General features: G+C 68.7%; 13 protein-coding genes. 4 read left to right on the forward strand and 9 right to left on the reverse strand.

Going from position 1 to position 13647, the window contains the following annotated elements; genetic code table 11:
* Window positions 1-66: 66 nt before the first annotated feature.
* Both ACFYRU_RS23490 and ACFYRU_RS23495 read left to right on the forward strand, forming a co-directional pair.
* Window positions 67-681, forward strand: a complete 615-nt coding sequence (locus tag ACFYRU_RS23490; RefSeq protein ID WP_387662337.1) for a DUF3000 domain-containing protein — start codon at window positions 67-69, stop codon at window positions 679-681.
* Complete coding sequence (locus tag ACFYRU_RS23495; RefSeq protein WP_387662339.1) at window positions 678-1937, forward strand: ribonuclease D; 1260 nt, start codon at window positions 678-680, stop codon at window positions 1935-1937. The genes ACFYRU_RS23490 and ACFYRU_RS23495 overlap by 4 nt, the downstream gene beginning before the upstream one ends.
* 341 nt (window positions 1938-2278) lie before the next feature.
* Here ACFYRU_RS23495 and ACFYRU_RS23500 read toward each other — a convergent pair whose 3' ends face one another.
* The 6 genes from ACFYRU_RS23500 to ACFYRU_RS23525 form a co-directional block, all read right to left on the reverse strand.
* Window positions 2279-2761 (reverse strand): VOC family protein, encoded by a 483-nt coding sequence (locus ACFYRU_RS23500; protein ID WP_387662341.1) that lies wholly within the window; start codon window positions 2759-2761, stop codon window positions 2279-2281.
* A complete protein-coding gene (locus ACFYRU_RS23505; RefSeq protein ID WP_387662343.1) occupies window positions 2700-4016 on the reverse strand; it encodes an MFS transporter in 1317 nt (438 codons plus the stop codon). The genes ACFYRU_RS23500 and ACFYRU_RS23505 overlap by 62 nt, the downstream gene beginning before the upstream one ends.
* Window positions 4013-4603: a winged helix-turn-helix domain-containing protein gene (locus tag ACFYRU_RS23510; RefSeq protein ID WP_387662345.1), complete on the reverse strand. Its 591-nt coding sequence runs from the start codon at window positions 4601-4603 to the stop codon at window positions 4013-4015. The genes ACFYRU_RS23505 and ACFYRU_RS23510 overlap by 4 nt, the downstream gene beginning before the upstream one ends.
* 121 nt (window positions 4604-4724) lie before the next feature.
* Window positions 4725-5213, reverse strand: a complete 489-nt coding sequence (locus tag ACFYRU_RS23515; protein WP_387662943.1) for a glutathione peroxidase — start codon at window positions 5211-5213, stop codon at window positions 4725-4727.
* Between the two features lie 2 nt (window positions 5214-5215).
* Window positions 5216-5860: a dienelactone hydrolase family protein gene (locus ACFYRU_RS23520; protein ID WP_387662346.1), complete on the reverse strand. Its 645-nt coding sequence runs from the start codon at window positions 5858-5860 to the stop codon at window positions 5216-5218.
* Window positions 5857-6525: a hypothetical protein gene (locus ACFYRU_RS23525; RefSeq protein WP_387662348.1), complete on the reverse strand. Its 669-nt coding sequence runs from the start codon at window positions 6523-6525 to the stop codon at window positions 5857-5859. The genes ACFYRU_RS23520 and ACFYRU_RS23525 overlap by 4 nt, the downstream gene beginning before the upstream one ends.
* Before the next feature lie 267 nt (window positions 6526-6792).
* Here ACFYRU_RS23525 and ACFYRU_RS23530 point away from each other — a divergent pair, with 267 nt between their 5' ends.
* Together ACFYRU_RS23530 and ACFYRU_RS23535 are read left to right on the forward strand one after the other, a co-directional pair.
* Window positions 6793-7992 carry a thiolase family protein gene (locus ACFYRU_RS23530; protein WP_387662350.1) on the forward strand — a complete coding sequence of 400 codons (1200 nt, stop codon included), beginning with the start codon at window positions 6793-6795 and terminating at the stop codon, window positions 7990-7992.
* The gene (locus ACFYRU_RS23535; RefSeq protein WP_387662351.1) at window positions 7989-10100 is read left to right on the forward strand and encodes a 3-hydroxyacyl-CoA dehydrogenase NAD-binding domain-containing protein; all 2112 of its coding nucleotides are present in this window, start codon (window positions 7989-7991) and stop codon (window positions 10098-10100) included. The genes ACFYRU_RS23530 and ACFYRU_RS23535 overlap by 4 nt, the downstream gene beginning before the upstream one ends.
* Window positions 10101-10507: 407 nt before the next feature.
* Here the strand turns inward: ACFYRU_RS23535 and ACFYRU_RS23540 are convergent, their stop codons facing one another.
* The 3 genes from ACFYRU_RS23540 to ACFYRU_RS23550 form a co-directional block, all read right to left on the reverse strand.
* Window positions 10508-10720 carry a hypothetical protein gene (locus ACFYRU_RS23540; protein WP_387662353.1) on the reverse strand — a complete coding sequence of 71 codons (213 nt, stop codon included), beginning with the start codon at window positions 10718-10720 and terminating at the stop codon, window positions 10508-10510.
* A gap of 41 nt (window positions 10721-10761) precedes the next feature.
* Complete coding sequence (locus ACFYRU_RS23545; protein WP_387662355.1) at window positions 10762-12048, reverse strand: hypothetical protein; 1287 nt, start codon at window positions 12046-12048, stop codon at window positions 10762-10764.
* A 62-nt stretch (window positions 12049-12110) separates the two neighbouring features.
* Window positions 12111-13589 (reverse strand): amino acid permease, encoded by a 1479-nt coding sequence (locus ACFYRU_RS23550; RefSeq protein WP_387662357.1) that lies wholly within the window; start codon window positions 13587-13589, stop codon window positions 12111-12113.
* Window positions 13590-13647 lie beyond the last annotated feature (58 nt).

The raw sequence follows: 13647 nt of genomic DNA on the forward strand, positions 1-13647 counted from the left end.
CGCTGACAGGGTGTTACCGGCGCGTCTAAGCGGGCGGCGGTGAGTAATCAGTCGTAGGCTGCCGACATGGGTGCCCGCAAGCAGGTCGACGCGCCACCCGCGGAGTTCGCCGAGGCAGTCTCGCAGTTACGAGGTGCCCGGTTCCGGCCCGAGGTTTTCGTCGAGGAGATGCCCGCACCGCAGCGGATCGCACCGCATGCGGCGGCGGTCAGCGCCGACGTGACGGTCGACGGTGACGATGTCGCCACCGGCCGCCTGGTCGTCCTCTACGATCCCGCGGGGAACGACGCCTGGCAGTCGACCTTCCGCTGTGTCGCGTACGTGCGTGCCGCCGTCGAACCGGAGATGGTGACCGACGCGCTGCTCGGCGGCGTGGGCTGGACCTGGCTGATGGAGGCGCTGGCCGACCGCGGCGCCGACTTCCTGGCGCCGAGCGGTACCGTGACCCGCGTGGTATCGGAGAGCTTCGGCGGCATGGCCGACGACGACGCGACCGCGGAGATCGAGATCCGCGCGTCCTGGAGCCCCGTCCCTGGACCTGGTGGCCCAGGAATCGGCACCGTGGACGTGACCCAGCACGCCGAGGCCTGGGGCGAAGTGCTGTGTACGGCGGCCGGCCTGCCGCCCGTTCCGCCGGGGGTGGTCGCGATGCCGACCCGGCGCGGTCAGCGGGGCCGATGAGCCCAGCCGACACCCAGCCGACCGAGCCGGTCGACCCGACCGCAAACCTTCCCTTGTTGGAGCTCAGGGACGGGCTCTCCGAGGTGATCGACACCGACAGTGTGCTGTCCGACACGGTCGAGGCGTTCCGTTCCGGCACCGGTCCGGTGGCCGTCGACGCCGAGCGTGCGTCCGGTTACCGGTACTCGCACCGCGCGTACCTCGTCCAGTTACGTCGTGAGGGCTCCGGCTCGGCGCTCGTCGACCCGATCCCGTTCGGCGACCTGTCCGCGCTGGGCGACGCGATCGTCGACGCCGAGTGGATCATCCACGCCGCGAACCAGGACCTGGCCTGCCTGGCCGAGGTCGGGATGGTGCCGCAGCGGGTGTTCGACACCGAGCTGGCCGGTCGCCTGCTCGGGTACCCGAAGGTCGGCCTCGCCTCGCTCGTCAGCGAAGTACTCGGCTACCGGATGCGCAAGGAGCACTCCGCCGCCGACTGGTCCACCCGGCCGCTGCCGGCGCCCTGGCTGGTGTACGCCGCGCTCGACGTCGAGATGCTGATCGAACTGCGGAACGCGATCGAGCAGGAGCTCCGCCGGGCCGGCAAGTGGGAGTGGGCCGAGCAGGAGTTCGCGGCGATCCTCGAAGCCCCCCCGCGGGAGCCGAAGCCGGACCCGTGGCGGCGTACGTCGGGCATGCACCGGGTCCGGAACCGTCGCAGCCTGGCCGTGGTGCGCGCGCTGTGGGAGGCCCGTGACCAGATCGCGGAATCCGCGGACATCTCCCCCGGCCGGATCCTGCCGGACGCGGCGATCGTCGAGGCGGCGTCCGCGATGCCGACCGACCGGGACGCGCTGCAGAAGCTGACCGCGTTCAAGGGGCGTGGTGCGCACCGGCACATGCGGACCTGGTGGGAGGCGGTCGACCACGCGCGCAAGCTGCCGGAGTCCGAGCTTCCCAAGCAAGGACCGCGGTACGACGGCCCGCCGCCGGCCCGCGCCTGGGCCGACCGCGACCCGGACGCCGCCGCCCGCCTGTCGACCGCCCGCACCGCCGTCGCCGAGATCGCCGAGGCCCACCGCCTCCCCACCGAGAACCTGCTGGCCCCCGACACCATCCGCCGCCTCGCCTGGTCCCCACCACGCGACGTGAACGTAGACGTGGTCACCACCTTCCTCCGCGACCACCACGCCCGCCCCTGGCAAATAGCCCTAACCGCCGAGGTCCTAACCGAAGCCATGTCCTCCGAGGCCCCCGCCAAACCCCTCGACTAACCAAAGGACCCCGCTCCGCGTGCACACGGGCGTGACACGCACAAAGGACACCGCTTCGCGGCGACTGCCTGATTGGCCGCCTTCGGCGGCGTGCTACCGCCGCGACCCGGAGCTGTCGCGCGGTGATGCTTCTCCCGACCCGCCGACCTCCCGACCCACCGAGCCGCCTTCCCGTCGCCCGTGGCACGCAGAACCCGGCGCGCAGCACCCAGCACGTCATCAGCGCGCACTTCGTCCGTGTGACCGGACGGAAAGGCTCCCATCGCCGCGCCCGGTACGAGGCACGCGGTGCGCGGTCGGTGCCGCGCGGTGCTCTGGTCGGTCCGGTGGAGTGGCTCGGGCTAGACCTCGGGGCGGTACAGCGAGCTCTGGACGTACTCCATGGCCTTTAGATACGTCTCGTCGGTCGCGCGTCGGGTGAGCTCCTCCGGTGGGACATCCTCGATGCGGGTTTGGAGCCAGTAGAGGTTGCCGTACGGGTCGTGTACGCGGGCTACCAGGTCGCCCCAGAAGAGGTGGGTGGGCTCGGTGATGACCGTTCCGCCTGCGGCGACGGCCTTCTTCAGTGTCTCGTGGACGTCCGGTACGTACAGCCGCAGGAACGCCGGTGTCGATGGCCAGTCGGGCTTGTCGAACATCATCACCACCGAATCCCCGATCCGCATCTCGGCGTGACCGATGTGGCCGTGCTCGTCGACCACCCGGCCGCCCAGGTCCTCGGCGTCGAAGGCGGCGGTGAGGAAGTTCATCAGGCCGGCTGTGTCATGCCCGATCATCCACGGCGTCACCGCGTGGTACCCAGCGGGAATCGGGTGCACTGTCATCTCCTGCTCCTTCGGTTCGGTTGTCTCCAACCTTAGGAACCGAAGCGGACAGGTTCTGTCCGCTACTCACCAGATCCTGACGGATCTCGCTGCGCAGGCTGAGCAGGGTCTGTAGGGCGCCGACGAGGATGACCGTCGCGATGACGGCGAAGATCTGGCGGTAGCTCAGCAGGCTGACCAGCAGGCTGCCGACAGCGAGCGAGATCGCCTGCGGGGTGGAGATCAGCACCTCGACCGCGGTCGACACGCGGCCGATCAGATGGGTCGGCGACCGGCGCTGCATCAGCGTCGTGAGCGAGACGAACGTCCACGGCAACCCGACACCGCAGATCGCGGCGCCGACGAGTACGACGACGATCGTGGAGGCGGCGGCGCAGACGATGGTCGCCACGGCCAGCGCCACCAGGCCGAGTACGCAGGTGGCGATCTCGCCCAGGCGCCGTACGGCCCGACTCGCGGTCAGGCCGCCGATCACCGCACCGACGCCCTGACACGTCACGAAGACGCCGGAGAACGTCGCCGGCTTGTCGAACGCGTCCAGCAGCGCGTAGATCGACGACTCGAAGAACCCGATCACCAGGATCGAGATCGCCAGCCCGAGGAGTACGTTGCGGAGCACCCGATCCGCGACCAGGAACCGTACGCCGCCGAACAGATCTTCGCGGAACGTGCTCCGAACCGGGGCCGGCGTCTCGGTCACCTTGATCGTCGCGATCAGCAGCCCGGCGATCGCGAACGTGGTCGCGTCGATCACCGCGACCAGCCAGCCGCCCGCGGTCGCGAACACCGCCGCGCCGACGAGCGGCCCGAACAGGCGGTAGCCCTCCTTGATCGTCGCGAGGCTGGAGTTCGCGTCCACGAGCAGGTCATCGGGCAGGAGTTCCTTGAGCAGGCCGTTGACGGCCGCAGGCAGTACGACGAACGAGACGCCGTACAGGAACGCGACGACCCAGATCACCCACACGTCGTCCGCGTCCCGGACGAGAACCAGTGGGAGTACGGCGACCGCGCTGGCGAAATTGCCCCAGACCAGGATGCGCTTGCGCGGCAGGCGGTCCACCCAGACGCCGAGCAACGGCGCACCGAGGGCCGGCAGCACCATGAAGAAGAACGTGAGGCCGGCCTGCGCGTTCGAACCGGTGAGCGTCTTCACCCACATGCTGAGCACCAGCAGCATCACCGAGTCGCCGAGCATCGACGTGCTCAGGCCACCGAACAGCCGCCCGAACCCGGGCTGCGCGAACAGCTTCCTCATGCCGGATCGACCCCCGGGAAGTACGTCGGTACGCCCCAGGTGACGAACTCGCACAGCCGCGAGCCGGCCGGGCGCTGCGCCGGATCGGTCAGCCGCTCGGTGTACCGGTCGAGAACGGCGTTGAGCGCATCGTTCATCTCGCGGAGCTCGTCCGGGGTCAGCCAAGCGACCATCTCCGTACTGTTCTGCGCGGCCCGCCACTCGGCGGACTCCTCGGGCTGCCGCTGCTGTGCCTCGCGCAGCCGGTCCATCGCCCGCCCGAGCGTCACCTCGGACATCGCCTGCGCCGCCCGCCGCTCCTCCAGCGATGGCACGGCGTGCTCGCTGTCCCACGTGAACCCGAGCCCCGGCACCTGCCACGGCCGCTGCCGGCCCTTGCCGCCCTCGGCCTCGACGACGAACCCGTGCTGCGCCAGCTTCCGCAGGTGCCACGAGCAGTTCGCGGGCGTCTCGTCGAGCCGGTCGGCCAGCTCGGTCGCGGTCAGTGGTCCGCTGATCGACAGCAGTTCGATGATCGCCATCCGCACCGGATGGGCCAGGGCGTTGAGTTCACGGGGATCGCTCAGGCGGCGATGCGGGTTCGGCATGCGTCGAAAGTACTCTTTCGAAAGAGTTGTTGCAATCACCCACAAGGAAAACCCACCCCTCGCTTCGCTCGGGGTGGGGTGGTGGTGGCCCGCCCGGTACGGGTTGGGCGGGCTGAGCGGGTCAGGCTGGGAGTTGGGCCTCGATGGCGGCGACTACCTCGTCCGACTCCGGCTCGGTGCGGGGGCGGAAGCGGGCCGCGACGGTGCCGTCGGCGGCGATCAGGAACTTCTCGAAGTTCCACTGGATGTCGCCGGCCTCGCCGTCGGCGTCCGCGGTCTGCGTGAGCTCGTCGTACAGCGGGTGCCGGCCCTCGCCGTTCACCTCGAGCTTGCCCAGCATCGGGAACGTCACGCCGTACGTCGTCGAGCAGAACGTCTCGATCTCCTCGGCGGACCCGGGCTCCTGGCCACCGAACTGGTTGCACGGCGCGCCGACCACGGTGAACCCGCGCGACGCGTACTTCTCCTGCAGGTTCTCGAGACCCTCGTACTGCGGGGTCAGGCCACACTTCGACGCCACGTTCACGACGAGAACAGCCTTGCCCTTGTACTCACCGAGAGACGTCGGCGCACCGGACAGGGTGGTCAGCGGAATGTCGTACAGGCTCATGCTCATCCTTGGGAGGTTGGGAGGTGACGGGCAAGGAAGTCTTCGGTACGGCGCCACGCGAGTGCGGACGCCTCGGGGTTGTGGAACATCGGCAGCGGGTTGTCGAACGCGTGCCCGGCGCCGTCGTACCGGTACACCTCGGCGTCGGCCAAAGCGGGCACGATCGCGTCGACATCCAGGAAGGTGTCGTCGTTGCCGAAGTGGTGCAGCGCCGGCGCCTCGGGCCGGAGGTCGAGCAGCCGCGGAAGGGCCGAGCCGTAGTAGCTGACCAGCACGTCAGGCGACGCGACGGCGGCCACGTTGTACCCGAGTCCGCCGCCGAAGCAGAAGCCGACGACAGCAGTACCTGTGCCACGCGCCTCCAGCTGTTCCAGCACGGACACCGCGTCCGCGACCGCCTGGTTCCAGTCGAGCCGCTGGACGAGGCCCATCGCACGTGGCAGCAGATCCGGCGCAGACTCGTCCAGCTCGGTGTTGTCGAGGCGCCAGTAGATCTCGGGCGCGACCACGTAGTACCCGAGGGCGTGCAGATCCGCGGCACGCTGCTTGATGTAGTCGGAGACCCCGAAGATCTCCTGTAACAGCAGGACTCCGGGCGCATCACTGCTTGCGGATCCCCACTCGTGGACTGGTATCTCCGAGGTCACACTGTGAAGCGTACGACCTCCGGTTCAACCGGCGCGGGCGCGGGTGCGGGCATCCAGGCCTTCGTCTCCGCGATCGCGTCGAGCAGCAGCTTGTACAGCCGGTCGTCCGGGTCCGGTACGCACGCCTGCGAGATGCCCTCGACCGCACACGAGACCGCGCGCGGCGCCGTACGGCGGGCGAAGTCCGGGGTCACGCGGCGCGAGCGGGCGGTGAAGGACCGCGCCCACTTGGCAGCCTGCGGCACAGCCTGCAGGACGGCGAGCGAGTCCGGCTCGAGGTCGTCCGGCGGACGGTCGTCGAGTGCGGCCAACTGCCGCTCCCCCACCAGCAGTGCGACGGCCAGGATGTACTGGCGCTCCTGCGACACAACCGGCAGCGCCAGCTGGATGCAGCGCGCGGTGACCCGCGGTACGACGTGTGGGTCGTTGGGCGTCAGCCCGATCACGGACGGGATCAGTGGCGCGAGCCGGGATCGCCCCGAGTCGCTCGTGCAGTCGTTCACGTCGCGGGCGACGCCGGCCAGCAGCGGGTGCGTACAGGCCGGATGGTCCGACCACGGCTCGCCGGCCAGGTACGACGCGAACTCCATGAAGCAGGCGCCCTTACGCGGACTGCGGTGTTTCCCCCGGCTCAGGACCGGCACGGCAAGATCAAGATTGTTCATAGAACGGCTCCAGATACACGGACCTTGGGTCCAGCATGCGCCGATTCGAGAGCGGATGCCACGGGTAACCGAACCTCCACCACTCACCAACTTCGCCGCTGCCCCGCCGATCACGCTCCGCCACGCCGTGCGGACCGTCGGAGACGGAGGTTGGTGAGTGCTGGCGGTCCGCCCTGTGAGCGGACCCACATGCGCGCCTTCTTTGGCAGTTCTGTTACTCATGGGTAGCATCGGGGTAGATTTCCCGACCTTCAGAGGAGGGCCCTCGTGCCCCGTGAGATCCGCGATGTCGTGTACGTCGACGGCGTTCGCACCCCGTTCGGCAAGGCCAAGGGTCAGTACGCCGAGACTCGCGCCGACGACCTGGTGATCAAATGCATCCGCGAACTGCTGCGGCGCAACCCGACGCTGCCCCCGGAACGGGTGGACGAGGTCGCGATCGCGGCCACCACCCAGATCGGTGACCAGGGCCTGACCATCGGCCGGACCGCGGCCCTGCTGGCCGGCCTGCCCAACACCACGCCGGGCTACGCCATCGACCGGATGTGCGCCGGCGCGATGACCGCCGTCACCACCACCGCGGCCGGGATCGCGTTCGGAGCGTACGACGTGGTCGTGGCCGGCGGCGTCGAGCACATGGGCCGGCACCCGATGGGCGAGGGTGTCGACCCGAACCCGCGGATCATCGCCGAGAAGCTCGTCGACACCTCCGCGCTGGTGATGGGCTCGACCGCCGAGAACCTGCACGACCGGTACCCGACCATCACCAAGGAGCGCGCCGATGCCTTCGCCGTCGCCTCCCAGGAGAAGGCGGCCAAGGCGTACGCGAACGACCTGATCCAGCCGGACCTGGTGCCGATCGCGACCCGGTCGGCCGAGCAGGGCTGGGGCTACGCCGCCACCGACGAGCCGATGCGGCCGGGTACCACGGCCGAGGACCTGGCCGGCCTGAAGACCCCGTTCCGCCCGCACGGGCGGGTGACCGCGGGCAACTCCGCCGGCATCAACGACGGCGCGACGGCCTGCGTACTGACGTCCGCCGAGGCGGCCGCGGAGCTCGGGCTGACGCCGAAGATGAAGCTGGTCTCGTACGCGTTCGCCGGTGTCGAGCCGGAGGTGATGGGTGAGGGCCCGATCCCCGCGACCGAGAAGGCGCTGCGGCTGGCCGGGCTGACCATCGACGACATCCAGGCGTTCGAGGTGAACGAGGCGTTCGCCGTCCAGGTGCTCGCGTTCCTGGAGCACTACGGCATCGCCGACGACGACCCGCGGGTCAACCCGTACGGCGGCGCGATCGCGTTCGGCCACCCGCTGGCGTCGTCCGGCGTCCGGCTGATGAACCAGCTGGCCAAGCAGTTCGAGCAGCGCCCCGAGGTCCGCTACGGCCTCACCACCATGTGCGTCGGCCTCGGCATGGGCGGCACGGTCATCTGGGAGAACCCGAACTGGGAAGGTGCGGCCGCATGAGCCTGCAGGAACTGATCGACTCGGCGTCGGCGTTGTCGACCGACGAGGTCGTCACGGTCGCGCACTCCCGGGACGTCGTACTGCCTGGCAAGGCCGGCACGATGGCGCTCATCACGCTGGACAACGGGCACGACCACACCAAGCCGAACACCTTCGGCCCCAAGGGCCTCGGGTCGCTGAACGAGGCTCTGGACGCGGCGCTCGCGCGGGACGAGATCGTCGCGATCGGTGTCACCGGCAAGCCGTTCATCCTCGCCGCGGGCGCGGACCTGACCGGCGTACCGAAGCTGACCGACCGGGAGCAGGCGCTGGCGCTCGGCCAGATCGGGCACGGCGTCATGCGGAAGCTGGTCGACGGCGGCAAGCCGTCGTTCGCGTTCGTGAACGGCGTCGCGCTCGGCGGCGGCCTCGAGGTCGCGCTGCACGCGACGTACCGGACCGTGTCCGTCGCGGCCGGGATGCTGTCGACGCCTGAGGTGTTCCTCGGGCTGATCCCGGGCTGGGGCGGCAACTTCCTGCTGCCGAACCTGATCGGCGCCGACAACGCGGTCAAGGTCGTCGTCGAGAACGCGCTGAACCAGAACAAGATGCTCAGCGGGCCGGAGGCCGTGAAGCTCGGCATCGGCGACGTACTGCTGGACTCGGCGGACTTCCTCGAGCAGTCGCTGCTGTGGGCCTCTCGCGTCCTCACCGGCGCCGTTGTCGTCGAGCGACCCGCGATCGACCGGGGCGAGGCGTGGGACGCGGCCGTTGCCCGAGGCAAGGCTTTCGCCGACGTCAAGGTCAGTGGCGCGGCACCGGCGCCGTACCGCGCTCTGGACCTGATCGCGGCGGCTCGCGACAACGACCGCGACCGTGGCTTCGCGGCCGAGGACGAGGCGCTCGCGGACCTGATCATGAGCGAGGAGCTGCGCAGCGGGCTGTACGCGTTCGACCTGGTGAACAAGCGGGCCAAGCGGCCGGCCGGTGCGCCGGACAAGTCGCTGGCGCGTCCCGTCAACAAGGTCGGCGTGGTGGGTGCCGGTCTGATGGCGGGGCAGCTCGCGCTGCTGTTCGCGCGGCGGCTCGAGGTTCCCGTCGTACTGACGGATCTGGACCAGGAGCGGGTCGACCGGGGCGTCGGGTACGTCCACGGTGAGATCGACAAGCTGCTCGCCAAGGGCCGGGGACGTCCGGACAAGGCGAACCAGCTGAAGGCGCTCGTCACCGGGTCGGTCGACAAGGGCGTGTTCGCGGACGCGGACTTCGTGATCGAGGCCGTGTTCGAGGAGTTGCAGCTGAAGAAGACGATCTTCGCCGACCTGGAGAAGATCGTCCGGCCGGACGCGATCCTGGCGACCAACACGTCGTCGTTGTCGGTGACCGAGATGGCCGCGGACCTCGAGCACCCGGAGCGGGTCGTCGGGTTCCACTTCTTCAACCCGGTCGCGGTACTGCCGCTGCTGGAGATCATCCGCGCGGACCGTACGGATGACGCGTCGCTGGCGACCGCGTTCGCGGTCGGCAAGAAGCTGAAGAAGTCCTGCGTGCTGGTGAAGGACGCGCCCGCGTTCGTGGTGAACCGCTTGCTGACACGGTTCCTCGGCGAGGTCAGCGCGGCGGTCGACGAGGGTACGCCGATCCTGTCCGCGGACCGTGCGCTGTCCGCGCTGGGTCTGCCGATGCCGCCGTTCGTACTGCTGCAACTGGTCGGCCTGCCGGTCGCGCTGCACGTCGCGGAGACGATGAACCGCGCTTACCCGGAGCGGTACGCGGTGTCGGAGAACCTCGCGAAGGTCGTTGCCGCGGGCAAGAGCTCGTTCTACGTCTGGCCGGAGGGCAAGCCGGTCGTGGACCCGGAGGTCGAGGCGCTCGTCACGGTCGGCGACAAGCCGTCGACTCCCGACGAGCTCCGCACCCGGGTGCTCACCGCGCTCGCCGAGGAAATCAAGATCACGCTCGACGAGGGCGTGGTCGCCGAAGCCCAGGACATCGACCTCTGCCTCCTCCTCGGCGCCGGCTGGCCGTTCCACCTCGGCGGCATCACCCCGTACCTGGACCGCACCGGCATCGCCGAGAAGACCAACGGCACCCGCTTCCTCCCCAAGGGCACAGCCAGCCTCACCTAGTACCGCTGGGGGTCGGTGCGGCGCCGGAAGCCCGCTCCGGCCCCCAGCAGCAATCAGGACGATCAAGAAAAGAAGTGCGAGATAAAGGTGTGGCTGGCTTCAGCGACCGGCCGCAAGTCTGGCTGCGCAACGGGTTGGCCAGAGGTCCTCGAATCCGTCGTCGGTCTCGTCCCCGAGGGCGTCGGCCGGCCGGCGTGCCGAGTCCGCTCCTGTTGGCGCCACTCGGCGCCGGTTTCCAAGTAGCCGGTTGTCATCGCGAGAAGGACGTCGAGCCCGAACAGTGAGTCCGAGGGAAAGCTCCTCGTGTCGCTACAGTTAGCGAACCGGCCAGGTGGGGTGCCCGCTCGTCGAGCACATCTGTCCGACCACCGCCAACCCCGCCGCCAAGCAACTCCTCTCAGCGCCATTCACCCGATCACCCGCCCGGCTGTCAGCTCCTCCCCACCCGGCAGCCTCTCGGCCGACACATCTCCCTCACCCGGCAGCACCTCGGCCGGCAGCTCTCCCCACCCCAGGTAGGCGCTCGACTGACAGCTCTCCCCACCCAGCAGCACCTCGGCTGGCAGCTCTCCCCACCCCAGGTAGGCGCTCGACTGACAGCTCTCCCCACCCAGCAGCACCTCGGCTGGCAGCTGTTCGTCGCCTGGTAGATGGTGGGTTGTCAGCCTTTGAAGGTTTTGGTGGCGGTGGCTAGTTGGGTTGGGGTTTGGCCGGTGTCCTTTTGCAGGACTGATTGGCCGTGTTGGGCCAGGTCTGTGTAGAGGGTGGCCAGTTTCTTTTCGCCTAGTTTGTTGGCCAGGTATTCGACCACCCACCAGCTCGTGCCGTACGCCTGGTCTGCGTTGGTGTCGAAGGTGGTGCGGTCGGGCAGGGTCTTCAGTTTCGGGAGGTACTGGGACCTGACCCGCTTGCGGTACGGGTCGACGGACCAGTGCGGGTCGTCCTCGATCGAGCGGCAGCGGACGTACTCGGCCAACCCCTCGACGGCCCAGATCGGCGCCTTCAGCCCTAGGGTGGCGGTGGCGACGTGGGTCATCTCGTGGACCAGCAGGTCCTTGTCGAGCTTCTTCCGCAACGCCGGGTTCACCACGATCCGGCTCCCGATCGGACGGCCGATCGGCTGACCCATCTGCTCGCCCTCGAACAGCGTCACCGCCTTCGCCGCGATCGTCCACCCCTCACCACTCCCGGACGTCCACAGCGTCGACATCACGCTGTTCTGCGGCATCGCGACCACCAGCACCGCGCCGTTCCACGGCCGCTTCCAGTGCTTCTGTACCGACTTCACCGCTTTCGAGGCGACCTGCGCGACCTTCGTCCCGATGCTCGCTTCCTTCTTGTCCACGACCACCGCGACACTCCCCCGCCGGACGACGACGACCTCGCTGAAGTCCCACGGCTGGTGATGCCCGTCCGCGCTCAGGTACTCGTCGGCCGCCGAGTCGTCGACCAGCACCCAACCACCGGACCGAGGTACGAACGAGTACCCGAGATCGGTCTGCACCGGCTGCGGATCGAGCCCACTTAGCTGGTACCGCATCATCACCCGGGTCGAGAACGTCGCCGCCCCGAACTTGTCCACCAGCCCCGGGATCGGCCGGAACGCGTCCGCGGTGTAGTACTTCAGCGAACTCAGCCCGAACTTGCGCAGGTTCGTGAACAACAACGTCTGCCGCGCCACCAACGCCGGCTGCTTCGGATCCACCGCAGCCAGGAACCCCTTGAGGTCACCTTTCAACACCGCAGTCGACCGCGCGGCCAGCAGTACGTCGACCGCCTTCTTCCGCGCCGTCTCCTGCGCAACGGTAGGGGTCACCGCTACAGCAGCGGGAGCATCACCAGCGGGCGGCGCATCGCCCCCGTGCCGGCCCCGGACAACGACAACCGCGCCGGACGCAGCGAGCGCCAGCGCGGCAACGCCCGCGTACAGGCGTTTCGGGTACTTCATGGGTGGCCCCCTCGAACGGTCGGCCGATCCTATCGGCCGGCCGGCCGTCCGGGGGACGAGGATCAGGCTTTCTGGACCTCGCCGGTCTTCTGCTCGATCCCGACGCGGCTCTTCCGGTAGCCGTACACCGCGTAGATGACGAAGCCGAGCACCATCCAGACCAGGAACCGGATCCAGGTCTCGATCGACAGGTTCAGCATCAGGTAGATGCAGATCAGCGCGGCCAGGATCGGGATCACCGGGTTGCCCGGCACCGTGAACGAGCGCTTGATGTCGGGCCGGCTGCGACGCAGCAGCGGAACGGCGATCGAGACCAGCGTGAACGCGGCCAGCGTGCCGATGTTCACCATCTCCTCGAGCTTCCCGATCGGGGTGACGCCGGCGACGATCGCGACGACGACGCCGATGCCGATCGTCAGGCGGTACGGCGTACCCCACTTGGGGTGCGTCTTGCCGAGCTGCTTCGGCATCAGGTGGTCGCGGCTCATCGCGAACACGACGCGCGCGGCGCCGATCATCAGGGTCAGTACGACCGTCGTCAGACCCGCGACCGCACCGGCCGAGATCAGGGTCGCGAAGCTCCCGCGGCCGACCGACTTGAACGCCTCCGCCAGCGCGGCCTCACTGTTGATGTCGGTGTACTTGATCATGCCGGTGATCACGATGCAGACCAGCACGTACAGCACGGTGCAGATCGCGAGCGAGCCGATGATGCCGCGCGGCAGGTCGCGCTGCGGGTTCTTCGCCTCTTCGGCGGTGGTCGCGACCACGTCGAACCCGATGAACGCGAAGAACACCAGCGACGCACCGGAGACGAGCCCCATCACACCGAACGTCGACGGCACGCCGAAGATCGCCTGGATCAGCGGGGTGGTGATGTCGACGTGCGCGTTGGGCGACGGGACGCTCGGCGGAATGAACGGCGACAGGTTCGAGCCCTTGATGTAGAACAGGCCGGCGACGATCACGAACAGCACGACGAAGAGCTTGATCGCGACCAGCACCAGGTTGACGCGCATGGACTCCTTGATGCCGATCGTGGCCAGCGTCGCGAGCACCAGGACCAGCAGCATCGCGAGCACGTTCACGTGGCTGTCCGGCCCGATCGAGTCCGGCCAGCCGAGGCCGATCTGGTCGAGGAACAGTTTCGCGTACGTCGACCAGCCCTGCGACACGACGCTTGCCCCGAGCATCAGTTCGAGCAGCAGGTCCCAGCCGATGATCCAGGCGAAGATCTCGCCCAGGGAGAAGTACGAGAACGTGTACGCCGATCCCGACACCGGCACGGTGGACGAGAACTCGGCGTAGCACAGGGCGGCCAGCGCGCAGCAGACGGCGGCCAGGACGAACGACAGCGCGATCCCGGGACCGGCGTACAGCTTGGCGGCGCGACCGGTCAGGGTGAAGATACCGGCACCGATGATCACACCGATCCCGAAGACGGTCAGGTCGATCGCGGTGAGGCGTTTCTTGAGCTGGTACTCCGGCTCGTCCGTGTCGGCGATCGACTGCTCGATCGTCTTCTTCCGCACAAGACTCATTAGCGCCTCCTCGAGGTGGACGGATCCTTTCGAGATTGGACCCTCTCACCGGATGAGG

The sequence above is a fragment of the Kribbella sp. NPDC004536 genome (assembly GCF_042873835.1).
Classification (GTDB): Bacteria; Actinomycetota; Actinomycetes; order Propionibacteriales; family Kribbellaceae; genus Kribbella.

Excerpts from the sequence above, each read along its gene's own strand:
- ACFYRU_RS23490 (WP_387662337.1), top strand. The coding sequence starts at position 67 with ATGGGTGCCCGCAAGCAGGTCGACGCGCCACCCGCGGAGTTCGCCGAG.
- ACFYRU_RS23495 (WP_387662339.1), top strand. The coding sequence starts at position 678 with ATGAGCCCAGCCGACACCCAGCCGACCGAGCCGGTCGACCCGACCGCA.
- ACFYRU_RS23500 (WP_387662341.1), bottom strand. The coding sequence starts at position 2,761 with ATGACAGTGCACCCGATTCCCGCTGGGTACCACGCGGTGACGCCGTGG.
- ACFYRU_RS23505 (WP_387662343.1), bottom strand. The coding sequence starts at position 4,016 with ATGAGGAAGCTGTTCGCGCAGCCCGGGTTCGGGCGGCTGTTCGGTGGC.
- ACFYRU_RS23510 (WP_387662345.1), bottom strand. The coding sequence starts at position 4,603 with ATGCCGAACCCGCATCGCCGCCTGAGCGATCCCCGTGAACTCAACGCC.
- ACFYRU_RS23515 (WP_387662943.1), bottom strand. The coding sequence starts at position 5,213 with ATGAGCCTGTACGACATTCCGCTGACCACCCTGTCCGGTGCGCCGACG.
- ACFYRU_RS23525 (WP_387662348.1), bottom strand. The coding sequence starts at position 6,525 with ATGAACAATCTTGATCTTGCCGTGCCGGTCCTGAGCCGGGGGAAACAC.
- ACFYRU_RS23535 (WP_387662351.1), top strand. The coding sequence starts at position 7,989 with ATGAGCCTGCAGGAACTGATCGACTCGGCGTCGGCGTTGTCGACCGAC.
- ACFYRU_RS23545 (WP_387662355.1), bottom strand. The coding sequence starts at position 12,048 with ATGAAGTACCCGAAACGCCTGTACGCGGGCGTTGCCGCGCTGGCGCTC.
- ACFYRU_RS23550 (WP_387662357.1), bottom strand. The coding sequence starts at position 13,589 with ATGAGTCTTGTGCGGAAGAAGACGATCGAGCAGTCGATCGCCGACACG.